Annotated in this window: 18 protein-coding genes; 10 read left to right on the top strand and 8 right to left on the bottom strand. The window is 37.0% G+C overall.

Annotation, left to right across the window (positions count from 1 at the left end):
• Window positions 1-135: 135 nt before the first annotated feature.
• Together H6G57_RS03030 and H6G57_RS03035 are read right to left on the bottom strand one after the other, a co-directional pair.
• Window positions 136-1,125, bottom strand: coding sequence for a calcium-binding protein (locus H6G57_RS03030; protein WP_190515878.1), 990 nt, complete (start codon window positions 1,123-1,125; stop codon window positions 136-138).
• Window positions 1,126-1,578: 453 nt separating this feature from the next.
• Window positions 1,579-2,244 (bottom strand): RNA polymerase sigma factor, encoded by a 666-nt coding sequence (locus H6G57_RS03035; RefSeq protein WP_190515879.1) that lies wholly within the window; start codon window positions 2,242-2,244, stop codon window positions 1,579-1,581.
• Window positions 2,245-2,532: 288 nt separating this feature from the next.
• On the opposite strand from H6G57_RS03035, the gene H6G57_RS03040 reads away from it, so the two are divergent.
• Window positions 2,533-3,885 carry a hypothetical protein gene (locus H6G57_RS03040; RefSeq protein WP_206756685.1) on the top strand — a complete coding sequence of 451 codons (1,353 nt, stop codon included), beginning with the start codon at window positions 2,533-2,535 and terminating at the stop codon, window positions 3,883-3,885.
• A 39-nt stretch (window positions 3,886-3,924) separates the two neighbouring features.
• On the opposite strand, the gene H6G57_RS03045 is transcribed toward H6G57_RS03040, so the two are convergent.
• Window positions 3,925-4,416 carry a hypothetical protein gene (locus H6G57_RS03045; RefSeq protein ID WP_190515882.1) on the bottom strand — a complete coding sequence of 164 codons (492 nt, stop codon included), beginning with the start codon at window positions 4,414-4,416 and terminating at the stop codon, window positions 3,925-3,927.
• Between the two features lie 256 nt (window positions 4,417-4,672).
• On the opposite strand from H6G57_RS03045, the gene H6G57_RS03050 reads away from it, so the two are divergent.
• Window positions 4,673-7,834 carry a DEAD/DEAH box helicase gene (locus H6G57_RS03050; protein ID WP_190515884.1) on the top strand — a complete coding sequence of 1,054 codons (3,162 nt, stop codon included), beginning with the start codon at window positions 4,673-4,675 and terminating at the stop codon, window positions 7,832-7,834.
• A 41-nt stretch (window positions 7,835-7,875) separates the two neighbouring features.
• Window positions 7,876-8,721 carry an SWIM zinc finger family protein gene (locus H6G57_RS03055; protein ID WP_190515886.1) on the top strand — a complete coding sequence of 282 codons (846 nt, stop codon included), beginning with the start codon at window positions 7,876-7,878 and terminating at the stop codon, window positions 8,719-8,721.
• 65 nt (window positions 8,722-8,786) lie between these two features.
• Here the strand turns inward: H6G57_RS03055 and H6G57_RS03060 are convergent, their stop codons facing one another.
• Complete coding sequence (locus H6G57_RS03060; protein ID WP_190515887.1) at window positions 8,787-9,839, bottom strand: Fe(3+) ABC transporter substrate-binding protein; 1,053 nt, start codon at window positions 9,837-9,839, stop codon at window positions 8,787-8,789.
• Window positions 9,840-10,215: 376 nt separating this feature from the next.
• On the opposite strand from H6G57_RS03060, the gene H6G57_RS03065 reads away from it, so the two are divergent.
• Window positions 10,216-10,674 (top strand): YraN family protein, encoded by a 459-nt coding sequence (locus H6G57_RS03065; RefSeq protein ID WP_190515889.1) that lies wholly within the window; start codon window positions 10,216-10,218, stop codon window positions 10,672-10,674.
• Between the two features lie 12 nt (window positions 10,675-10,686).
• Here H6G57_RS03065 and H6G57_RS03070 read toward each other — a convergent pair whose 3' ends face one another.
• The gene (locus H6G57_RS03070; RefSeq protein WP_190515891.1) at window positions 10,687-11,076 is read right to left on the bottom strand and encodes a hypothetical protein; all 390 of its coding nucleotides are present in this window, start codon (window positions 11,074-11,076) and stop codon (window positions 10,687-10,689) included.
• 387 nt (window positions 11,077-11,463) lie between these two features.
• Between H6G57_RS03070 and queA the strand changes: the two genes are divergently transcribed.
• From queA to H6G57_RS03085, 3 genes are all read left to right on the top strand, one after another.
• A complete protein-coding gene (gene queA, locus H6G57_RS03075; RefSeq protein ID WP_190515892.1) occupies window positions 11,464-12,621 on the top strand; it encodes a tRNA preQ1(34) S-adenosylmethionine ribosyltransferase-isomerase QueA in 1,158 nt (385 codons plus the stop codon).
• Between the two features lie 360 nt (window positions 12,622-12,981).
• A complete protein-coding gene (locus tag H6G57_RS03080; protein WP_190515894.1) occupies window positions 12,982-14,808 on the top strand; it encodes a caspase family protein in 1,827 nt (608 codons plus the stop codon).
• Window positions 14,809-14,879: 71 nt separating this feature from the next.
• Window positions 14,880-15,071: a hypothetical protein gene (locus H6G57_RS03085; RefSeq protein WP_190515895.1), complete on the top strand. Its 192-nt coding sequence runs from the start codon at window positions 14,880-14,882 to the stop codon at window positions 15,069-15,071.
• Window positions 15,072-15,122: 51 nt separating this feature from the next.
• Here H6G57_RS03085 and H6G57_RS03090 read toward each other — a convergent pair whose 3' ends face one another.
• Window positions 15,123-15,620 carry a GUN4 domain-containing protein gene (locus tag H6G57_RS03090; protein ID WP_190515897.1) on the bottom strand — a complete coding sequence of 166 codons (498 nt, stop codon included), beginning with the start codon at window positions 15,618-15,620 and terminating at the stop codon, window positions 15,123-15,125.
• A gap of 135 nt (window positions 15,621-15,755) precedes the next feature.
• On the opposite strand from H6G57_RS03090, the gene H6G57_RS03095 reads away from it, so the two are divergent.
• Complete coding sequence (locus H6G57_RS03095; protein ID WP_190515899.1) at window positions 15,756-16,178, top strand: lysozyme inhibitor LprI family protein; 423 nt, start codon at window positions 15,756-15,758, stop codon at window positions 16,176-16,178.
• 126 nt (window positions 16,179-16,304) lie between these two features.
• Here the strand turns inward: H6G57_RS03095 and msrA are convergent, their stop codons facing one another.
• Together msrA and H6G57_RS03105 are read right to left on the bottom strand one after the other, a co-directional pair.
• A complete protein-coding gene (msrA, locus tag H6G57_RS03100) occupies window positions 16,305-16,958 on the bottom strand; it encodes a peptide-methionine (S)-S-oxide reductase MsrA (RefSeq protein ID WP_190516303.1) in 654 nt (217 codons plus the stop codon).
• Window positions 16,959-17,041: 83 nt separating this feature from the next.
• On the bottom strand, window positions 17,042-18,598 hold the full coding sequence (locus H6G57_RS03105; protein ID WP_190515901.1) for a hypothetical protein: 1,557 nt from the start codon (window positions 18,596-18,598) through the stop codon (window positions 17,042-17,044).
• Between the two features lie 130 nt (window positions 18,599-18,728).
• On the opposite strand from H6G57_RS03105, the gene H6G57_RS03110 reads away from it, so the two are divergent.
• Together H6G57_RS03110 and H6G57_RS03115 are read left to right on the top strand one after the other, a co-directional pair.
• A complete protein-coding gene (locus tag H6G57_RS03110) occupies window positions 18,729-19,613 on the top strand; it encodes a fructosamine kinase family protein (RefSeq protein ID WP_190516305.1) in 885 nt (294 codons plus the stop codon).
• A 376-nt stretch (window positions 19,614-19,989) separates the two neighbouring features.
• Window positions 19,990-23,259 carry an AAA family ATPase gene (locus H6G57_RS03115; protein WP_190515902.1) on the top strand — a complete coding sequence of 1,090 codons (3,270 nt, stop codon included), beginning with the start codon at window positions 19,990-19,992 and terminating at the stop codon, window positions 23,257-23,259.
• Window positions 23,260-23,293: the final 34 nt, after the last annotated feature.

Below are 23,293 nucleotides of genomic sequence, written 5' to 3' on the forward strand. Positions count from 1 at the left end.
AAGTTAATACTTAGGAAGAAAGATGAATTTAGAAACCCGGTTTCTGAGGTGCTCTGGGGTGCTAGAAACCGGGTTTCTCAGGAAAGTTAATACTTAGGAAGAAAGATTGATTCAGAAACCCGGTTTCTGAGGTGCTTAGACATATTTGAAAGCACTACTGCTCAAACTCAAACTCGTGTTACCTTGAACAGTACCAATCAATTCATCTTTCGCACTAAAACCAGTAATACCATCATTATCGAGTAAAATTCGGGTGTTGGAACCAGAGACGTTTAAGACATAATTACTCGCCGATCCTTTGAGTTGAATTTTATCCTGAGTGGCATTAAAATCGATGATAGAAGCATAATCTGTTGTACCAGAAGTGAGTAAACTACCATCGTTATAGTAGACGTTATTACTGTCACCCAGAATAAATTGATCGACTCCCATTCCTCCGGTTAATTGATCAATTTCTCCTAGCCCAGAAGTACCACTACTGATAATAGTTGTAGTTGAACCCACAATCATAGCATTAGCATTAACACCAATTAACAGATCGTTTCCTGTACCGCCAATTAAACTATCACTACCAGAACCTCCGGTAAGCATATCGTTACCGTCTCCACCGTCTAATTTATCATTACCAGAACCTCCACTGAGTTGATCAACATCAGAACCTCCTTGGAGAGTATCATTACCGGAGTCGCCGTTGAGAATATCGTTACCACTCCCTGCGGATAAAATATCATTACCGGAGTTACCATTAAGAATATCTCCACCACCGAAGCCATTCAAGGTATCATTACCGGAGTTACCATTAAGAATATCTCCACTTTCACTCCCGTTGAGAAGATCATTTACACTGGTGCCATTTAGAATTTTACCTGTTCCTGAATTAATAGTAGTAGAAACGCCGTTGCTAGTCCCAGTATTGATCACGATTGTTGGAGAATTAGGAGCATTCATTACCATGATTTGATCAATTGAAGACCCATTCATAGATAAACTACTGGTTTGAGTCATCGTACCTGATAAAGAAGAACTATTAGTGGATGAAGTTCCACTGTCAGGAGCATTCATCACCATCGTTTGATTAATTGAAGACCCAGATGAAAACAAATTAGACCCGATGGAAATAGCCATAATATTCTCCTATGTTGTTAGGCTATCAAGACCTAATGAGGATAAAAAATAAGTCTAAATAAATAGATTATTGTCCATCAAAAGACCTTGAATAGATTTTTGGATTTTCAGCTTTTTGAAGAGCTTTGATTATTAATTTTGCACATATTTATGAATATATCAATAGATTTTAACCCGCTTAAAAGACTTAAAATTATTAACAATAATAGCTAAATTTTAATCTATTTCAATAGAAGATAATGTCAAATATTGATTGCATCTATACTTTTTAAATCTAATTTCAATAAACCTAGACAAAATAGGTGTTTTTGATGCCATCATAGACTAGATAAATTGCAAAAACTTAGAGCGGGTTTTCAGGCGAATGAAGTACATATCGATTCAAAAACCCGGTTTCTTTGAGAAACCGGGTTTTTAGCTTGTAGTTCTGCTGTTTTTGTGGTAAAGACTATTTTAGTTTTCCCAATCTTCTTGAGAACGTTTCGGTCTTCTACCCTGACGAATTTGTTTTAACATCTGCTCTGCTTGTTTAACGTTTAAATAGCCTAACTCTTTACCAACGAAAACTGCTAATTCCTGATGTCGCTTGGAAACCTCAGATTGTTTAAAACCTAAAATTTTAGCAATTTCTGTTTGTTTTTTGTTATCCACTAATCCTTGCCAAATGTAAAGATACTTTTTCTTGGGATATTGTTGATCTATAGAAATAATTGCTTTTTGAATTTGAGAGTTTGTATCCAATAGTTCTAAATCTTCTCGAATATCTATATATTCATCAAGCACTTTTTCTTGAAGTTGAGCATGAATAAATTCAGTTTCCTTTTTAGTTTTACGAAGTAAATCAAGAATATAATTTAACGCGACTTTAGCACACCAATGATAGAATTGTTGTGAATTTCCTTTCTTGAATTTACCAGATAAAGCCTCTTTTAAAACTTTTTCAAATGCCGATTGAGCCGCATCCTCGCAGTCCAGGGGTTTTCGTGAAAATATTTTCTTCGCAATTTTTTGACAAAGTTGATAATACTCAGGGCGTTTCAAAAGTTCTCGACAAGCATCTCTATCTCCTTGAAGATAACGTTTGATCAATTCTTCTGAGAGTTCTGGTAATAGCATCATAATGTCTGGTTGGGTAGAAAAGAAAGTTGATTATTATCGCAGAATTGAATGATTACTGACACTTGACTTAGCTAATCCAGGTAAATTAGCAATCAAAACTGTACATTTCTCCCCGCTATAAAAGATCTCCACAGTATGAATATTTTTTACAGGGGTATTGTGTGCAAGGGTCAAAGACTAACTATTACCAGCAAATCATAGATTTTTCTTCAAATCTACTCCACACTGTTGATAAATTTCTGGGAATCTCAGCTAAACTAAGGAATAGATGTGAACCTTTCTTGTTTTATGATTCAACAACCCAACAACCCACCACCAGAATTTCATGAGGTCTATCAGACTTGGCAAGTTGAGCGACTGTTGGCTGATCTGCTTCATGCTTATAACTGTATCAGAGAAAAAAAACTGAAAAAAATTTACCAAATTAAAGAATTAAGTCCAACTCTCCGAGATTATTTGTTACTGCTTTTAGCGGGTAAAAGTCCTATAGAAATTGCCAGTCAGTTTGGTAATAAACCTACTAAAACTCAAGCTGATACAGTCAGACATAGGCTTTCTCAAGAATTGTATCCAGTGATCGCAAAACTTCTGCAACAACGGAGTATATCTTTTAAAAAAGTACAATCACAAAACATTCCTGATTTATTAGAAAAAGCGGGTTATAAAATTTTGCCAAAATCTAATCAGAGTGATTTGTTTTCCTGTGATTTCGGCTTAACATTACAAATAGCCGAAGCTGGACTCAAACAATATCTATTCATCTCTGAACAATATCAAATTTTAGACTGGCCCAACCATTGTACTAAATTAGCTCAAAACTGGTCAGACTTAGAACTTTTTATCGAATGGTGTCAGGCTCCTGAACGTTATCAATCGTTAAAAATTCTTCTACAAAATACTCAACAATATAGTTATATTTATGGTTCTTACCAAAAACGTTTAGAGCAAGTAGAAGGATTATTGAAAGTTGCTGACCTTAAAGATACAGCCACAATTACAGAAGCAATCTTAGAAAAATCATGGCTTTTAACTTTAATGAATAGTTGGAAAGAAGCGGATAAATTATATCAACTAATTTCCTCTAATTCTGACCCAATTTTACAATTAAAACTCACAAAAAATCAAGCGGTTTGGCATCTTCAACAACAACAATATTCCCAAGCTTTAGATTATTTACGGCAAGCTAGAATTATTTTAAAACATTGTCATCTTGACCCAGAACGAGCGCAACGATGGCAAATCATCCTTGACTACTATGAACCGCAAATCTATTTTCACCTAGAACAATATTCTTTAGCTCAGTCCCTTTATCAAAAAGCTTGGGATAATGCCAAACAATTCGGATGGCAAAGAATTGCTGTTGCTTTTCAAAATTGGATGGCTCGGATTGCTTTAGCTAAAGGGGACTTCTATCAAGCTCGATATCGATTAGAACAGGGTTTACAGACATCATTACTATACGATGATTGTCAATTAAATGCCTGTTATAATTTATCTCTAGCTCGCCTAGAAAAAGTTGAAGGGAATTTTTCTAAATCTCGATATTGGGGTATGGAAGCTTTGAGCAAATTTGAAAAATTGGGAATGGTTGATAAAATTATTCAAGCTCAAAGCCTCTTAAAATCCATGCAAACTGTTTAAAGAGTCAGATAAATTTAGAAATGATCCTGACAGTTTCAGTTAGAGTATATGAGCCTCATTAGGATGAATACAATCGACTTTTGGTGTTTTTTGTGATTCTTGATCAGATTGATTTTCTGAATTAGCATTTGCTAAGATTTCTGATCCAAAATGTTGTCGCCATAACTCTAAGGTTTCTGACCAGGCGGTTTCCGTTTGTTTTTGGGCTTCAGGGGTTAAACTATAAGTTGGTACATGATGAATATACCGACCAAATAACATTTGACTATCCTGAATGTATTTAGGGGTATTGAGGATATGTTCATGCCAAATTAAATCGACTTCAGGAAGGGGAGGCACTATCGTTTTATTCGGATATAAATAGAGGAGAAATAAAAACATCTGATAAAAAGCGATCGCTCCCAAGGTTTTTTCTCGATTCCATTGATATTTATAAATGACCCATTCCAGAAGAGGATTTAGGTCAACTTCTCTTAATTTTCCCCAAAAATCAACTTCTCTTTCAGTAATATTTTTGCGTAGATAGTTCATTTTTCATTCCTCCAATCTGTTTGTTAATAGATCGGGCAAAATTGAATATGGTGAATTGCCTTGATGATTAATTTACCAGAATTAATTTGAGAATCAATAGGATTAAAAGACCGTAAAATATATCTGATTCAAAGGTGATTTAGTGACAATTTAATTTTAATTCAATCAACTCTTAATTAAATCTCTAATTTTTAAATTTCGTTTTAATGAATCAAGACACAATATAATTAATACAGAACAGTTGCAGGTTGATGAGATGGCAATTTTACATGGAAGTTGGTGCATTACGCCGAGTCGGTCTTTCTTTCTGTGGGGAGAAACCTGGCGACGAGTTACGTCGGAGTCCCTGGCTTCAGCACCGATTCTTCCTTATCCCTTTGCGTTAAACAATACTGAACTCTTGACTCAACCCCTGTTAAAAAATATTAAGTTATCCGATATTTCTCCCCATCTCCTCTCCCCAAAAATTCTAGCACTCCCAACGCATATTTCTGAAACAGTTGGAGAAGTCACTCCAATTTATTCTACTGCAACAAATAGTCCTCAATCTCATCTCTATCCTTGGCAAATTAATGGAATTTCTCTTAATCCTAAACAAGCCTTTCAATTTTTACAATCTCTACCTTTAAGTACCGTAACAACATCAGAATCTAACTTAGGGGAAGATTTACGATTTTGGTCACATATTGCCCGTTGGAGTTTGGATTTATTGGCTAGATCTAAATTTTTACCCCAATTAATTCAACAATCTGATCAAACTATTATTGCACAATGGCAACCGCTTCTCGATAGTGCCATTGACCAAGGGCGATTATTACGCTTTGCTAAACAAATGCCAACGGTTTGTCGAATGGTTCAGGAATTAACAGAAGATGATACTTTAGCCATTGATTTACCTTTATCTCCTCAAGATATTATCATTGATTTTTTAGGAACAATGATCGATGCACAGGTGAGAACTGTTGCTGAAGAAGTCGAAACAAAAGCCAGTGCTAATGCGGTTTTACTTCCTCCAACCCTGCAAGCTTGGTTACAAGGATTAGGGAAAGAAGAAAATAGAGTTCAGGGGGAATTAACAGAAATAGAATCCTTAGAAACAGCCTTAAAAAATTGGACTTCTCCGCTACAATATTCTTTATCTGAACAAAATCTATTTTCAACGGCGTTTCAGTTACATCCTCCTACAGAAGATAATCCGAATTGGCAATTAGAATATTGTCTACAAGCGATTGATGATCCTGAATTTATTATCAATACTCATATTATTTGGAGTCATCCAGTTGAGTCCTTTCCCTATCGAGGGAGAACGATTAAACATCCCCAGGAAACGTTGTTAAAAGGCTTGGGTTTGGCTTCTAAATTATATCCAGTTATTGAATCCAGTTTACAACAAGCTCGTCCTGAAAGTTGTAGTTTAAATCCTTTACAAGCTTATGAATTTCTGAAAAGTTATGCTTGGCGTTTTACTGATAGTGGGTTAGGAGTTATTTTACCTCCGAGTTTAGCAAATCGAGACGGGTGGGCGAGTCGATTGGGATTAAGTATTAAAGCAGAAACGCCTAAATTAAAAACGAATGAACGGTTAGGATTAAAAAGTTTATTAAACTTTAAATGGCAATTATCCATTGGCGGACAAACGATGACAAAGGCGGAATTTGATCGCTTAGTTTCTAAAGAAAGTCCGTTAGTAGAAATTAATGGAGAATGGGTTGAGTTACGACCCTCGGATATTAAAGCTGCAAAAACATTTTTTAGTCAACGCAAAGATGAAATGACTCTCTCCTTAGAAGATGCGTTACGGTTATCAACGGGAGATACTCAAATGATTGAGAAATTACCTGTTGTTAACTTTGAAGCGGGAGGAAAATTACAGGAATTATTAAATACTTTAACCAATAATCGAAGTTTAGAACCGATTCCGAACCCACAGAATTTTAAAGGAGAATTACGACCCTATCAAGCCAGGGGTGCAGGCTGGTTATCCTTCCTTGAACAATGGGGTTTAGGTGCGTGTTTAGCTGATGATATGGGATTAGGAAAAACGATAGAATTTATTGCTTTCTTACTTCATCTTAAAGAAAACAATAGTTTAGAAAATCCGGTTTTATTAGTTTGTCCTACATCGGTTTTAGGGAATTGGGAACGGGAAGTTAAACGGTTTAGTCCGACTTTAAAAGTGATGATTCATCATGGCGATAAACGCACAAAAGGTAAAAATTTTGCTAAAATAATTCAAGATAAAAATTTAGTCATTACCAGCTATCCCCTAACCTTTAGAGATGAAAAGGAATTGCAGGGAGTAACTTGGCAAGGACTGGTATTAGATGAAGCCCAAAATATTAAAAATCCCGATGCAAAACAATCCAAAACCGTTAGAAACATCAACGCATCTTTTAAAATAGCCTTAACAGGAACTCCCGTAGAAAATCGCTTATCAGAATTGTGGTCAATTATGGATTTTTTAAATCCAGGGTATTTAGGACAACGCACATTTTTTCAACGACGGTTTGCAATTCCCATTGAAAAATATGGAGATACGGACTCGTTAAAAATATTGCGATCGCTAGTTCAACCTTTTATTTTACGTCGGTTAAAAACAGATAAAGATATTATTCAAGATTTACCCGATAAACAGGAAAATACAGTATTTTGTCTATTAACAACTGAACAAGCAACCCTATATCAAAAAATTGTTGATGAATCTTTAGAAAAAATTGATGATGCGGAAGGGATTCAACGTCGAGGAATGATTCTAGCATTATTAGTGAGGTTGAAACAAGTTTGTAATCATCCCGTTTTAATCGAAGCTAAAGTTAAAAATAGTAGAAAATCAGAAAAACAAGATTTAATTAAAACCCAATATTCAGGAAAATTACAACGGTTGACAGAAATGCTAGAAGAGGTTTTAGCAGAAGGCGATCGCGCTTTAATTTTTACTCAATTTGCAGAATGGGGAAAATTGTTACAACCCTATTTAGAACATCATTTTCACCGAGAAATATTATTTTTGTATGGGAGTACCTCAAAAAATAAACGGGAAGAAATGATTGATCGGTTTCAAAATGATCCGCAAGCTCCACCGATTATGATATTATCATTAAAAGCCGGAGGAGTGGGTTTAAATTTAACCCGTGCGAATCATGTTTTTCATTTTGACCGATGGTGGAACCCCGCCGTTGAAAATCAAGCTACGGATCGAGTTTTTAGAATTGGTCAAACTCGGAATGTACAAGTGCATAAATTTGTTTGTACGGGAACATTAGAAGAAAAAATTCATGATTTAATTGAAAGTAAAAAAGCCTTAGCAGAACAAGTAGTAAGTGCGGGAGAAGATTGGTTAACGGCTTTAGATACCGATCAACTCAGAACTCTATTAATATTAGATCGAAACTCAATTATTGAGGAGGAAGAGGAATAGTTTTAAAGTTCAAAAAAATTGTTAATAAAAGGAGTAATTTTATGGTAGACTATACAATAGATGCGAACAAAGAATGGTGGTCACAACAATGGTTAGATTTATTAGATAAATATCGGTTTAAAAAACGCTTAGAACGAGCGAGAAATTATGCCAGACAAGGAAATGTTTTAAACATTGACTTTAAAGATCAAAAGGTTTTAGCCCAGGTTCAGGGAACTCAACCCGAACCTTATACGGTTTCCTTGTGGTTAGATGTATTTAGTGATGAAGAATGGGATTATATTATTGAAACTTTATCCCAACGGGCAATTTTTAGCGCTAAATTATTAGCCGGAGAAATGCCACAGGATATTGAGGATGTATTTGCTGCTAATGGGTTAAGATTATTTCCCTTTTCCTTAGATAATGTTCATTCTGAATGTAGTTGTCCTGACAAAGCCAACCCCTGTAAACATATTGGTGCAGTTTATTATATGTTAGGCGATCGCTTTAGTGAAGATCCGTTTGTTTTATTTCAACTTCGGGGAAGAACCCAAGAACAAATTATTAAAACATTACGTCAACTCCGGGGTCAAAGTGAAGAAGATATTAACGTTTCTACCAGAGAAACAACAGCGATAAAATTGAACCCCCATGCTCCTAAACTCAATCAATTCTGGAATTACTCTGAACAACTAGACCCCGCTTTAGTCGTGATTACACCGCCTCCTGGCAGTGAAACTGTACTGGATGTTTTAGGTACAATTCCATTAGCCCCCCTTGCTGTAAATTCTAATAATCGTTCTGCTTCATCCACTACTGATATTGTAATGCAATATTTAGAAACAGTCTATAAAAATGTTAGCCAACAAGCGGTTTTAATTGCACTTAATCGGGAAGAAATCTAAGTAAGTTTGACGAAGCTAAAAAATAGGTAAGCCTTTTCTTAGCCCGTCAAACTCCGGTTTTATGATTATTTCCAGCCAGCCCGATCCATAATTTGAATCGCCTGGGCATTAAATTTCCCATAGGCTGCAACATTCATCGGATCACTCTTAAACGTGCCATAACTCGCTAAAACTGGAGAGACAGGAACACCCGCAACGGCTGGGTATTCAAAAGCACTTTGAGCAAAAATCTTTTGAGCTTCTGGACTTGCTAAATACTCTAAAAATTTAATCGCTCCCGCTTTATTTTTAGCCGTTTTTATCACCCCTGCACCACTAATATTCGTATGGGTTCCCTGAGCTCGTTGGTTCGGAAAAAATAACCCAACTTTACTGGCAATTGCTTTATCTTCCGGTTTTTGAGACCCTGCTAAACGGGCTAAATAATAGGTATTTGCTAAAGTTAACTGCCCCACACCTGAAGCGACCGCTTTAATTTGAGAAACATCATTTCCTTCCGGTGGTCTGGCAAAATTAGCTACAAATCCTTGCACCCATTTTTCTGCATTGGTAGTTCCACTTTGCCCAACCATTGAAGCCACTAAGGATTGATTATAGATATTATTAGAAGAACGAACGACTACTTTTCCTTTCCATTTAGGATTTGCTAAATCTTCATAGGTAGACAATTGAGCCGGATTGACTTTAGCTTTATTATAAACAATGACTCTCGCCCGTTTAGAAAATCCAAACCAATTACCATTAGGTTCTCTTAAATTAGCTGGAATGGCTTGATTTAAAGTCCCAGAAGAAATAGGTTGAAAAATCCCCTGTTGTTGCGCTCTCCAAAGGTTTCCAGCATCAACAGTAATTAAAATATCTGCCGGACTATTGGCTCCTTCACTTTTGATTCGTTCGACTAATTCCTCCGCTTTTCCTTCAACAATATTGACTTTAATCCCCGTTTTGTTTGTAAAGCTTTGATAAAGCTGATTGTCACTATCGTAATGACGAGCCGAGTAAACATTCAGAACTTGGGGATTAGCTTGACTGCGCTGCATCGGGGTAAGTCCTCCAACCGCAACGACGGCCAAGGCTGTTCCAACGGTGAGGAACCCACGTCTAGTGATATTTTTCATGGATCTGGAAAGGGTCTGCTTTAATGCAATAGTTTTTCAAGAAGATAGTATAGCATTAATGCTAGTTATTCTCAATAATTGTTTTTTGAAAACAACTATGGTAATATAAGCAATTTTTTAACCCAAGAAGGGATAACCCCTGAATGGAATGGCAAATCACGACTTGCGGAAGAGCAGCAGTGACTGAACTCTTTGGGTAAAGCTCGTTAAAATAAATGATGTAAGTTCCTAATATTCTGGTTTCAGGTATAGAAACCTATTGCTAATAATCATCAAATATGACAAAGCAAAAATATCCCCAGTGTATAACCTACAGTTCGGTGTTCGGTGTTCCCGCTTATAGAATGTTTACGAACAACCACAACAACTGACATCTATGTCTAAAACGATTGGTTCTTTAGGGGAAGAATTGGTTGGCTATTGGTTAGAAAGCCAAGGTTGGCAAATTTTGCATCATCAATGGTATTGTCGATTTGGAGAAATTGATTTAATTGCGTTGTATCGGGGACAGGGGACTGTTCCCATGTTGAGTTTTGTTGAAGTTAAAACCCGTAGTCAACGGAATTGGGATCAGGGGGGACTTTTAGCCATTACTCCGGGTAAACAAGCCAAATTGATTCAAGCGGCGGAATTATTTTTAAGCGATCGCCCGGATTTAAGCGAATATCCTTGTCGGTTTGATGTGGCTTTAGTGCGTTGCGATCGCTCTCCGACCCAAACCCCTATCTGTGAAGATATCCCCCCTTTTCCTGATAGCATAAAAGTCGGTCAACCTTTTTTCCTCAACGGCTACCGACTTTTATTACAAGATTATATTGAATCTGCCTTTAACTAAATCTTGTTAACCTCAAGCTAATGCTTCAGGACAATACCCTAACCCTCTAACAAATTGGGTTTTAAAAGATTCAACATCTTCACGGTTAGGAATACCATGAGACACCACAGCAACTTGGTAGCGACGCATGACACTGAGAGGGGATTGACCCGTTTCTAAGCCCCAAAGGGCCATTAAAATCCGCATATCGGGTTCGTAGGGAACACCCAATTCGTGCATAAAAGCTCTAAAGTCCCCGTGTTCTTGTGGTGTCAGATATTGACGCATTTTAATTTTGATAATCCAGCCATCTATTTGGTGAATCACCGTAATAAACTGAACGGGGAGGGAGTGATTTGAGCCTAAAAAGTCTATGACTCTCAGCGTAAGGCTTGTATTGGCAAGGTAGTAAAGGTATTCCATCGGTCATCTCCTGCATGATTGTCCCGCCTGTTTGTTGCTTAACTCCAGCCCGGAACCCTGCAACAAAGAGTAATAGGGGCGGTGTTTTTGATTCTGCTGTAAGGCCCGTTGATCCCAATCTGAGGTCAAAACAAAGCCAAAAACAATGCGACCTTTCCGTCGGTAGGCAGCATAACCCTATATTTATATAATGCCAAGATTAACGATGATAAGATAGGGGAAAAGCACCCGATTTGGGATGGGGGATTCTACCCAAATCTAAATCCAGCAATTCCAAGGGATCACACAGTAGCCTATTAAGATCGATAGGGGGATCTCTAAAGATTAGTCAGCCGCTCATCGGATGACCGAGTATAGTAATTTATTGGTGAAGGACAATTCAAGAGAATGGATCAGTTAGATTATTGGTTAGAAAGCTATAATTATCAACTCCCAGAAGAACGTATTGCCCAAAATCCTGTTGTACCTAGAGATCATTCCCGTTTGTTAGTGGTAGATTCTCCCAGTTCTCATCGTCATTGTCTATTTAAAGATTTACCTGATTTTCTGCGACCGGGAGATTTATTAGTTCTGAATAATACCCGTGTTCTTCCCGCCCGTCTTTATGGACGCAAAAGTAGTGGGGCGGCGGTAGAAGTGTTATTACTCGAAGAAAAATCCCATCATTGTTGGTTAGCATTAGTTAAACCGGGTAAACGATTTAAACTAGGTTCAGTGATTGAATTTGAGTCTAATTCTAATTTTAAAACAAATTTCAATCCCAAACTATTACGGGCAATTGTTTTAGAAACGGATGAGGAAACGGGAGGACGGTTATTAAAATTTGAAATTCCCGAAGGACAGTCTTTAATTCCGCTTTTAGAACAGTTTGGAAATATTCCGTTTCCGCCCTATGTTACAGAAACAGAAGCATTACCAGAACAATATCAAACCATTTATGCCAAACATTCCGGGGCTGTCGCTGCGCCTACTGCTGGGTTACATTTCACAGAAGAATTATTTCAACGTTTAGAACAAAAAGGCATTGATAAAACGTTTTTAACCTTGCACGTGGGAGTGGGAACTTTTCGACCTGTGGAAGTAAATCAAATTACTGACCATCAAATGCACGGAGAATGGATTGAAGTTCCGGCGGAAACTATTGAAAAAATTGAGAAAACAAAAGCTTCAGGGGGTAGAATTATTGCAGTGGGAACAACGGTGGTACGAGCGTTAGAAGGAGCAGCGATCGCCCATTCTTCTCAATTTGAAGCATTACCAGAAAACTCGAAAGAATCTGCTCTTAAAAGTTATTGTGGAAAAACCAATATTTTTATTTATCCCGGATATCAATGGCGCGTCATTGATGGATTAATTACGAATTTTCACTTACCTAAATCAAGTTTATTAATGTTGGTTTCAGCCTTAATTGGGCGAGAACGGTTACTAAGTTTATATCAAACGGTATTAGAAGAACCCGCCAATGATTTTGGACGACAATATCGATTTTATTCCTTTGGGGATGCGATGTTTATTTTACCAGATGCAACATTAAACAGGGAATAGGGAATTACGAATTACAAATTACGAATTACGAATGGGAAATAGAAAATAGGGAACAGGGAACAGAGGGGACAAGAAAATAGGGAATAGGGGATAGGAAAAAGTGATGAGTAACTGGATCAATTATTGATAGCAAACATTAAAAGATGGAATATAACAATTCCAAATTGGCTGAAGGCTTAAAACTCATGACTCCTGACGGTCGGTGGGTGCGAGTCGCCGCCTGAACTTTACTCCCTCGTTGCCTTCGTTATAAAAATTAATGATTTAAAAGTGCGATCGCCAACCATCAAGGCATTTTGACAATTCAAAGAATATGTTATCGTTTTTGCAGGTTTATTAAGAAGTTATGGGGCATAGGTGATGAAACATCACGTTTGTATTGCTGTTGGCATTAATCAATATCAATATCTGCAACCCTTAAATTATGCCCAAAAGGATGCAGAAGCTGTCTATGAATTTTTGGTAAATGGTGCTGGATTTCCTCAAGATAAGAGTTTATTGCTAACCGATAACTCACCCCAGGTATCGGGGATGTCCACCTACCCCAACCAAGAAAATATTTTAGATTGGGTGGAGTCCGTCTGCAACGAGCAATTGGGCCATGAGGATGTTCTGTGGTTGTTCTGGAGTGGCTATGGGTTTAGTCAAGGGGGAAAAGATTACTTGCTCCCCATTGATGGTAACCCAGCCCAGTTAGAAAAAACGGGGATTCCCATTGAAAAGTTGTATGACGCTCTCAAGGCGGCTCCAACGGATAAAATTTTAGTATTGTTGGATATTAATCGAAGTCAAGGGGTACACGCGGGGGAAAGTGTAGGAAATCAAACGGTGGAACTCGCCCGCCAATTGGAAATTCCTACCATTTTATCTTGTCGTCGGGAACAGTTATCACGGGAAACTTCGGCTTTACGACAAGGGTTTTTTACCGCCGCGTTATTAGAAGGATTAAAAACGGGAGAATGTTCGACATTAGACCCATTAATCCATTTCTTAGGGGAACGTTTACCCGAACTGACCGAACAACATTTAAGACCGAGACAAAAACCTGTCTTTGCTGTTTATCCAGCCACTAAACTCCAACAGGTAATTCTGCCTGAAAGCCGTCAGGTAGCGAGTGTTGGCCTTTCTAATGGTATGAGGGAAATAAATATGGCGACTGTAGAACCCTACCAAAATGGTACTGTTCCTTTATCCGAAGATCCTCTGAAACTGTCTACATCCTCTGATCGAGAAACTGGAGATCTGGGTTCTCAGACGAATGAACCTGCTGAACACCCTAAAACTTCAGCAGAGGATTTGTCTTCTAAGGCTTCAACTTCTGTACAGCAGACCTTACCCCAACCTCCTGCAAATTCAACAGAGGATACTATGACAGATAGTTCATTTTTACAACGGTTAATTCTTTGGAGTGGAGCAACCGCACTGGTATTGTTACTGGGTGTTTTTCTCACGAATAAACCGATCTTTTTAGGGGAAAAAACGGCGAAGTCTTCCCCTGGGGTTTCAACGGTTGTTAACAATTCAAAACCGACATCAACAACAGTTGGAACCGGAACCCCGACTGCACCAGAAACGCCTCCCACTCCTCAAGAATTGTTGCAGGAATCAAAACTGCTTTTGAAAGATACTTCTGCTTCTGGTTTTAGCAAAGCGATCGCATTAGCGGCACAAATTCCCCCCGGTGATCCTCAGTTTAAGGAAGCCCAAGCTAATATTGAACAATGGAGTCAAACCATTCTCGATATTGCAGAAGGACGCGCTCAAAGTCAAAATTTATCCGGTGCTGTTGATGCGGTGAAATTAATTCCCGATGCTAATCCTGCTATTTATAAACAGGGGCAAGACAAGCTCAAAGAGTGGGAAGCTCAATTGGCGATCGCGAAAAAAAATCAAGAAATTTTGAGTCAAGCTCAGAGTTCAATTAAGCCCGGTCAAGCCTCATCTTATAGTGATGCGATCGGCAAAGTTGAACAAATTCCAGCCGATCAACCCGGATATTCAGAGGCTCAAAAATTGATTGATCAATGGGGAAATGAAATTTGGCAAATTGCTCAATCTCGTGCTCAGAAAAAACAATATAGTAATGCGATTGCAGCGGCTCAGTTAGTTCCTGAAAAATCATCAGTCCATGCCGATGCTCAAAAAGCGATCGCTGAATGGAAAACGAAAGTTAATCAGAAGAAATAATCTACAGAGTTGACGGTTAACGGTTAACTATTAACTGTTAACCGTCAACTGACATTTGTTAACAACTTAACGTGAGTTCGACGAAGCGGCGGCTACGCCATCACTTCGTCGAACTCACGTTGCGTTTAATAATTCAGCCTACTATTATATTGTGGTTGATTGTCCCGTGGCTAGATATTTTTCCCGACCGCCATTTATTAGTGGGTTTTCATAAATTAATTGAGAATATTAATCAATTTCAATCTTATTTTCCCAATGGATAACTCTACTTTTTATTACTTGTTGATTTCGGAGAGTGACAGAAGAGGGATATCTTAAAGGTTACAAGTTTTTGTGCGAAAGAATAAGTCACGAAACATAGCACTATTTGGAATTATAAACACACAATCAAGAGGGAGATGTCCTGAAGGAATACTCAAGTTAAAGGTTAGTTCATCGTAGTTTATCCACCTTTCTTCCACGTAGTTTATCCACCTTCCTTTAACCCGCCAACCGACTTGATCGCAAAACTTTCTCCATATCTTAGGATTATACTCTCTTGTGCCTCCCAGACTTTCGTAAATTTCCTTCTGAACACTGAAACCAAGCTTACCATTACTATAGTGTAACCAAAGCTGATTAATTGTATGTAAATCTTTACAGGGAAAGTTATTAATATCTACTACTTCTAAGCATCCTTCTTTCTCCCTTCCCACAGCTAAACACATCACTCTTGTAGTTTCCTTGTCTGCTTCTCTCCAATCTTCTAACGCTAGTAATAAGTCAAGTTGATTGTAGTCAACACCGTTTTGGCTTTGGTAAAGTTTTTCCATAAAAACAAGCTTTTTTCCAAGATTAACAACGGTTAGGCAACTCCCGATGAACCTGTATCAATTATTTACAAATGTATAGAAGTACAATCTAAATCTGTGTGTTAACTTGGGTAAGACTAAAGATAAAATGTAATTATGAAAGGGCAACTACTTTTTGGCTTGGCAATAATCTTCGCTGTGCTGGAGAGTTATTCTTTACCAGGTTATGCTAACTCAATCCCAACGGTTAAACGCCAATCTCAGCAAATTGCACAAACACAAGTTAATTGCAATAATCCTACAAATAATTTAGAAATTAAAGAATGTATCCGGTTAAAATATGAAGCAGCAGATCAGAGATTAAATCAAGTTTACCAACAGATTATTCCAATGTTGAGTAGTGAAGAAAAAGCTTTACTGGTGAAAGCGCAGCAAGGCTGGATTCAATTACGCGATAATAACTGCCAATTTGAAGTTTATGGAAGCCGAGCAGGTACGGGTTATAGAGGATTTCTCAATGAATGTTTGGAGCGCATGACTAAACAGCGCACAGCCGAATGGGAATCGGAAGCTAGATGAGGTGCGATCGCAATCTTTGTTCTAGGGGACAATAGAAGTGATGCCCTAACTAAAATTATGCCCAGAATTAACGATTACGTGAGTTCGACGAAGCGGCGGCTACGCCATCGCTTCGTCGAACTCACGTCAACTTACGTTTGAACCCGGAAGTTTGACTTTTGTTCCTCCTAAACCACAATAACCATTAGGATTTTTGGCTAAATATTGTTGATGGTAACTTTCAGCGTAATAAAATTCGGGCGCGTCCAGAATTTCTGTTGTGATCGTTCCATAACCCGCTTGTTTCAGAGACGGTTGATAGGCATCCCGTACAACTTCAGCAAGTTGGCGTTGTTGGTCGGAATAAGTATAAATTCCTGAACGGTATTGGGTGCCCACGTCGTTACCTTGACGCATTCCCTGGGTGGGGTCATGGCTTTCCCAAAAGACTTTTAGTAATTGTTCATAACTAATGATTTTGGGGTCATAGACGACTCGCACAACTTCATTATGTCCGGTTAACCCGCTACAAACTTCTTCATAGGTGGGGTTGGGGGTAATTCCGGCTGCATAACCGACGGCGGTACTAAACACTCCCTCCTGCTGCCAAAATCGACGTTCTGCACCCCAAAAACAACCCATCCCAAACATTGCCATTTCTAAGCCTGGGGGAAAGGGAGGTTTGAGGGGATTACCATTGACATAATGTTGATCGGGTACAGGCATCGCTTCTGTCCGTCCCGGTAAGGCATCGGAGGGGGAGGGCATTTTCAGCTTTTTACCAAGTCCAAAGATATACATGGTTAAATGAATTTGTGAAGGATAGTAACATATCTTAATAATAGCGTTTTTATCGGGGGTCGCTGACCGAGAAACCGGATTTTTCAAGATTGATGATTGATTTTTTGATGAATTGTGTTAATAATTCGTTCTTCCTCCGGGGTGATAACGCCTTCTAAATTAGCAATTTTCTGATATTTAGCTAAAAGTGCAACGGCAAAATCTGGATTAATTTGTTCAAGTAAACTGTTTAAATCCGGTGGGGAATTAAGGCTTTTAGAAAGGACTTCTAAAGAATTCAGACTCAAAGGCGCATTTTGGATTTGAGGGAGAATTTTTTCCAACGTTTGATCAGGATTTCGAGTTAAAATAATATGAATTAAAATTTGATCCATAATCCCTTCTTGAGCGATCGCAGTTTCTAAATATTGTTCACTTTCAAGCTGGACTGTTTCTAAAGTTTCACCTTTTTTATCTTGATATAAATTGGATTCATAAAAGCGACAAGCTGCATATCCCAAGGCATAAAGTATTGCAGCATTGGTACTGACACTAATGATAGTCCCGGCTAAAGGTACATCTTCTAATAAACCTAATCCTAATTTTAAAGCTGAATTACTTCCTAAAGCTAAACTAAAAATTGCTAAAGCTTCATCTTTTCTGATCGGGTCATCAAGATCGAGATTATAAGCAGAAGCAATTTGATAAATCATTTCAAATTCTAAGGTTGTGTTGTTAGAAAAATCGGCTCCAATTAGAGTCGCTAATCTTTCAGAGACAAGCTTTGACGCGATTTCAGAACTCCCTAAAGCTAGAACTTTTTCCACCATAATTCGATGGCTAATTTGGCTAGAAGATTCATGAGGATATTGAGTTTTTAGCTGTTTAACTTCTGTTTCTACTTTTTCTAAATCTACTTTTTCAATGATTTCTAATATTTTATCTACATTTATCGTTTTGATTAAGGATTTAAGCAAAGGATTATTACTCATAAAATTCACAACACCCGATGTAGGGGTGGTTTTCGAGGTTGGATTTTTTACTTCTTCTTTAAAATTAAAAATATTCTTAACATTAAAAATATTTTTAACAGCCACTTTCCCCCCCTGCATAACGGTATTGCTAATATTTTCAACGCTATCCTTAATATTAACCGCAGTTTCAATTACAGATTGTCCGGCTTGAGTTGTGGTATTACTAACGGTTTCCGTTACCGTATTTTTAACTTGTTCAGTAGCGTCTGAAATAGAATTAAATAATAGCCCAAAACCCATAAATTTTGAGGTTATAGGTTCGTTTAAATTCTGAGATTTTGAGGAATTAGGGTTGTTTTCTGATAACTTATGGATGGAATTTAGATCAATTTCTTCTTGCCAATCTGGAAAATCATGACCAATTCTTTTATGATAAATAATCACCTGTGTAATAGAATCTGAAATAATGTGAGTCAAAAGAGAAGCACACAGCCATTCTACTAAAATTTTTTGAGGAATAATCTTTTCGGCTTCAAACATTAATTTGAGACAGCTTTTATTTAATGTAGCTTTTACTGTAATTCCTTTCGATTCTAAATGACGATTGAGTAAAATAGCGATCGCTTTTGGATTTCCCTGTTTAGCGAGTTCTAGTAAATTAGGTTTGCTGGTTTCTGTTTCAGTCATGGTGAGGAATAGAAAAAACGATTTTAAGTTTAAGTTAACAGGTAATGATTTTAAAATCCACCGTATATTTACGGAAATTTTTAAAATTTGATATAATAAGTTAGAAGCATAAAAAATGATTTTAAATATGATGTGGGATCAAATTGCAGAGGAAATTAGCAAAGCAACAGGAGAACGGTTTCAAATCAGCGATCGCCGTTCTGTAGGTGGCGGATGTATTAATCAAGGATATCAGATTAGTAATGGTTCTCGATATTATTTTATTAAACTTAATCAAGCTTCTGAAGTTGCGATGTTTGAAGCCGAAGCTTTAGGGGTTCAACAAATGGGAAAAACCCAGACTATTCGAGTTCCACAACCCATTTGTTGGGGCACAGCGGGAAATTCGGCTTATTTAGTTTTAGAATGGCTGAACTTAGGCGGAAAAACCAATGCTTCAGCTTGGGAAGAAATGGGGCAAAAATTAGCTTTATTGCATCAATGGACACCTCCACAAAATTATCCTGGTGCTCAGAATTTTGGATGGGATATTAATAATACCATTGGTTCAACCCCGCAAATTAATACTTGGGAAAATAATTGGGTAGAATTTTGGCAAAAACATCGCATTGGCTATCAATTAAAACTTGCTAAACGACGGGGAGGTTATTTTGAACAAGCCGAAAAATTACTAGAAATAATTCCCCAGCTTTTAGCCAATCATGATCCTAAACCTTCTTTAGTGCATGGAGATTTGTGGGGAGGAAATGCTGCTGTGACGGCTGAAGGACAACCCGTTATTTTTGATCCAGCAACCTATTTTGGAGATCGAGAAGTTGATCTGGCGATGACTGAATTATTCGGTGGTTTTCCAGCTATTTTTTACCAGGCTTATCATCAAGTTTTTCCCTTAAATTCAGGTTATGAACATCGCAAAAAGCTTTACAATCTCTACCATATCTTAAATCATTTTAACCTATTTGGAGGAGGCTATGCAGCCCAAGCTAATCAAATGATTCGGGATATTTTACGCTAAACTGTGGGTATACTCATTCTATAGGTTCAATTCGTTGTATTGTTCAGTTGACTCCCTTAACCAGAAGGAATATCTGAGATGATAAGAGATGAATAAAATTAATCATTAATTCATCTTTCCAAGTAAACCTTGTTAAAGATAGCATTTTTAGGTAAGGTGTAAAACTATTTACTCGTTTTTGGAGTAAGTTTCTGGTTGTTATTAAAAGAATTTACAACTTCAATAAAATCAGGGTGGCTTATTTTTCCCTATGACCGATCAGATTTTTTGATGAGAGTTAAAACACTTAGAAGTTAAATCATCATTTGTTAAATCTTTGTTTCTGAACTGATGCGGCTTTATCAAAAATCGGGAATTTATATTATCCTTTTAAACTATGTTAAACACATCTAGTTCTTACCAAATTGTAGAAAAGATTTATGAAAGTAACAACTCCTTAATTTATCGAGGTTATCGTGTTGCTGATTATCAACCTGTAATTCTCAAAATGTTAAAAGATGCCTATCCCTCCCCGAAACGGGTGGCTTGGTTTAAACGAGAATATGAAGTTACCTATCAATTAAATTTACCAGGCGTTATTAAGGTTTATAGCTTGGAAACCATTAATAATAACCTAACGATTATCTTAGAAGATTTTGGCGGTGATTCTCTAACCTTATTAGGATTAGCCGGACAATTAGAGTTAGAAGATTTTCTGAAATTAGCGATTTCAATTACAGAAATTTTAGGACAAATTCATGCTCATCATATTATTCATAAAGATATTAATCCCAGTAATATTGTTTTCAGTCCTCTGCTGGGACAGATTAAAATTATTGATTTCGGGATTTCAACGGTTCTTTCTCAAGAAAATCTAACCTTTCAAAACCCAGAAATTTTAGAGGGCACACTCTTTTATATTTCCCCCGAACAAACTGGACGGATGAACCGTTTAATCGATTATCGAACAGATTATTATTCTCTGGGTATTACCTTTTATAAATTATTAACCGGACAGTTACCCTTTGATGGAAACGATGCTTTAGAATTAGTTCATTGTCATATTGCCAAAGAACCGCCTTCTCTTCAGTCAATTAAACCCACAATTCCCACTGCATTATCGAATATTATTTTAAAGTTAATGCGAAAAAATGCAGAGGAACGTTATCAATCTGCTTGGGGATTAAAAGCTGATTTAGAACAATGTTTATCTCAACTGCAAACCCAAGGAGAAATTACCGTTTTTCCCCTGGGACAACAAGACTTTTCTCAGCAATTAACCTTACCTCAAAAATTATATGGTCGAGAACGAGAAGTTGAAACCTTATTAACAACATTTCAGCGAGTTATTGGTAACAATCAAAACCTCTCTTTAGATTTAAACGCAGAAATAATTCTGGTCACGGGTTATGCAGGAACTGGAAAATCGGCTTTAGTTCGAGAAATTTATAAACCGATTACAACTCAACGGGGATATTTTATTTCAGGAAAGTTTGATCAATATCAATGTCATCTTCCTTACTTTGCTTTTTCCCAAGCCTTTAACGAATTTTGTCATCAGTTATTGAGTGAATCTGAACGAAGTTTATCTCAATGGCGAGAAGCTATTTTAACGGTGGTGGGAAGCAATGGCAGGGTTTTAATTGATTTAATTCCCAATTTAGAATTAGTCATCGGTCAACAACCTCCTGTTGCCCAAGTTGGTTTCCAGGAAGCCGAAAATAGATTAAAAATTCTATTTAGGAAATTTGTAGAAACTATTTGTAAATCTCAACATCCGTTAGTCTTATTTTTAGATGATTTACAATGGTCTGACCGAGCTTCATTAAACTTTTTACAATTGCTCGTTTGTGAAGCCCATATTCAATATTTATTTATTATTGCAGCCTATCGAGAAAATGAAATTGATGAAACTCATCCTTTTAATCTTACCTTAAGAAAAATTCAAGCTGAACGGGGAGAAATTGCCAGAATTCATCTCACAAATTTAAGTCAATTTGATATTAATCTGTTAATTTCAGAAACTTTAAACTGTTCTTTAGATAAAATTAAAAATTTGGGTAAATTAGTCTATGATAAAACCTATGGCAATGCTTTTTTTGTGCGAGAGTTTTTTAAAAAAATTTATCAAGAAAATTTATTAAAATTTGATCCCGTTCATCATCAATGGACATTTGATCTTGAAAGTATTCAAAAACAAACTAAAACTGATAATGTAGTTGAACTGATGGTCGATAAAATTTGCCATTTATCACCCTCAACCCAAACTTTATTAAAACTGGCATCTTGTATCGGTCATTCCTTTGATTTATGGACATTATCACGCATTGCTCAACGTTCTCCCTATCAAACGTTAGCAAGTTTATGGAATGCGCTACAGGAAGATTTAGTTTTTCCACTTAATTTTCATTATAAATTATTTTTAAACGAAGTTATTAATTTACAAGAGCCGTTAGATGTAGAATCGGATTTAACATTAGATGTAGCCTGCAATTTACAAGATCAATTTGCTCAAGACGTTCAACTTCAGTTTCAACATGACCGCATTCAACAAGCTGCTTATTCTCTTCTCGATGAATTTCAACGACAAGAAACCCATTTAAAAATCGGGCGATTATTACGATTAACCATTCCTGCTGAACATTTAGAAGAGCATTTTTTTAATATTGTTAATCACAATAATCAAGGTTTAAATTTAATTCTGGATTCTGAAGAAAGAATTCAGCTTGCTGAATTGAACTGCAAAGCTGGCCAAAAAGCTCAAGCTTCTGCGGCTTATCCTCTCGCCATCAGCTATTTTAATATCGGGTTAAATTTTTTACCTGAAAAGAGTTGGGAAACCCATTATAATTTAACGTTTAATCTTTACCAATCTTTAGCTCAAGTTACCTATCTGAATACGGATTTTGAGACAGCACAACAGTATTTAAACAAACTTTTAGACCAAGCCAAAACAACCGTAGACACCGCGAAAATTCTCAAAATTCAGATTTTAATGAATATTGCTCAACATCACATGGATAAAGCCATTGAAACCGGATTACAAACCTTAAACTGTTTAGGAATTGAATGGTTAAATAGCCCTCCAGAGTTATACCCCATTGCAACGTTAGAACAACTGCCGTTGATGACCGATGAAAAGCATAAAATGGCTTTGGAAATTTTAATTACTTTATTTGCGCCTTGTATTGTTTCCAAACCGCAATTATTACCACAACTTGCCTTTACAATGGTGCATCTTTGCCAAGAATCGGGTCATTGTGACCGGGCTGCTTTTGCTTATAGTTTTTATGGAATGTTATTGTGTGGGTTTTTATCAAATCTTGACTCCGGTTATCAATTGGGTCAATTTGCTTTACGGCTTTTAAAACAATTTGAAGTTTCCGATGTTAATTGTAAAGTTCATGATTTATTTAATGTTTTTATTCGTCATTGGAAAGAACCAGCCCGCAATATGGTAGAAGCCCTCGAACAAAATATTCAAAGGGCTTTAGAAACGGGCAATACTGAATATGCTTGTTATTCCTCTCTCAACTATTGTGCTAATCTTTTTTTAGTCGGAGAACCCTTAGAATCCGTTCAACAAAAACATGGACAGCAATTCAAGAATATGAAAAAGCGGTTCAAGGAGCAAAATCTCAAGGAGTTTTACAAGAAGAAGGGTTAATTTATGAACGAGCTAGTGAATTTTATAGGCAGCA

It is taken from the genome of Planktothrix sp. FACHB-1365 (assembly GCF_014697575.1).
Classification (GTDB): domain Bacteria; phylum Cyanobacteriota; class Cyanobacteriia; order Cyanobacteriales; family Microcoleaceae; genus Planktothrix.

Bases quoted from the DNA above. Each gene is read 5' to 3' on its own strand.
- H6G57_RS03070 (WP_190515891.1), bottom strand. From the start codon at position 11,076: ATGGAATACCTTTACTACCTTGCCAATACAAGCCTTACGCTGAGAGTC.
- H6G57_RS03040 (WP_206756685.1), top strand. From the start codon at position 2,533: ATGATTCAACAACCCAACAACCCACCACCAGAATTTCATGAGGTCTAT.
- H6G57_RS03045 (WP_190515882.1), bottom strand. From the start codon at position 4,416: ATGAACTATCTACGCAAAAATATTACTGAAAGAGAAGTTGATTTTTGG.
- H6G57_RS03095 (WP_190515899.1), top strand. From the start codon at position 15,756: ATGAAAGGGCAACTACTTTTTGGCTTGGCAATAATCTTCGCTGTGCTG.
- H6G57_RS03115 (WP_190515902.1), top strand. From the start codon at position 19,990: ATGTTAAACACATCTAGTTCTTACCAAATTGTAGAAAAGATTTATGAA.
- H6G57_RS03090 (WP_190515897.1), bottom strand. From the start codon at position 15,620: ATGGAAAAACTTTACCAAAGCCAAAACGGTGTTGACTACAATCAACTT.
- msrA (WP_190516303.1), bottom strand. From the start codon at position 16,958: ATGTATATCTTTGGACTTGGTAAAAAGCTGAAAATGCCCTCCCCCTCC.
- H6G57_RS03035 (WP_190515879.1), bottom strand. From the start codon at position 2,244: ATGATGCTATTACCAGAACTCTCAGAAGAATTGATCAAACGTTATCTT.
- H6G57_RS03055 (WP_190515886.1), top strand. From the start codon at position 7,876: ATGGTAGACTATACAATAGATGCGAACAAAGAATGGTGGTCACAACAA.
- H6G57_RS03050 (WP_190515884.1), top strand. From the start codon at position 4,673: ATGGCAATTTTACATGGAAGTTGGTGCATTACGCCGAGTCGGTCTTTC.
- H6G57_RS03030 (WP_190515878.1), bottom strand. From the start codon at position 1,125: ATGGCTATTTCCATCGGGTCTAATTTGTTTTCATCTGGGTCTTCAATT.
- H6G57_RS03065 (WP_190515889.1), top strand. From the start codon at position 10,216: ATGTCTAAAACGATTGGTTCTTTAGGGGAAGAATTGGTTGGCTATTGG.
- H6G57_RS03110 (WP_190516305.1), top strand. From the start codon at position 18,729: ATGTGGGATCAAATTGCAGAGGAAATTAGCAAAGCAACAGGAGAACGG.
- H6G57_RS03060 (WP_190515887.1), bottom strand. From the start codon at position 9,839: ATGAAAAATATCACTAGACGTGGGTTCCTCACCGTTGGAACAGCCTTG.
- queA (WP_190515892.1), top strand. From the start codon at position 11,464: ATGGATCAGTTAGATTATTGGTTAGAAAGCTATAATTATCAACTCCCA.
- H6G57_RS03105 (WP_190515901.1), bottom strand. From the start codon at position 18,598: ATGACTGAAACAGAAACCAGCAAACCTAATTTACTAGAACTCGCTAAA.
- H6G57_RS03080 (WP_190515894.1), top strand. From the start codon at position 12,982: ATGAAACATCACGTTTGTATTGCTGTTGGCATTAATCAATATCAATAT.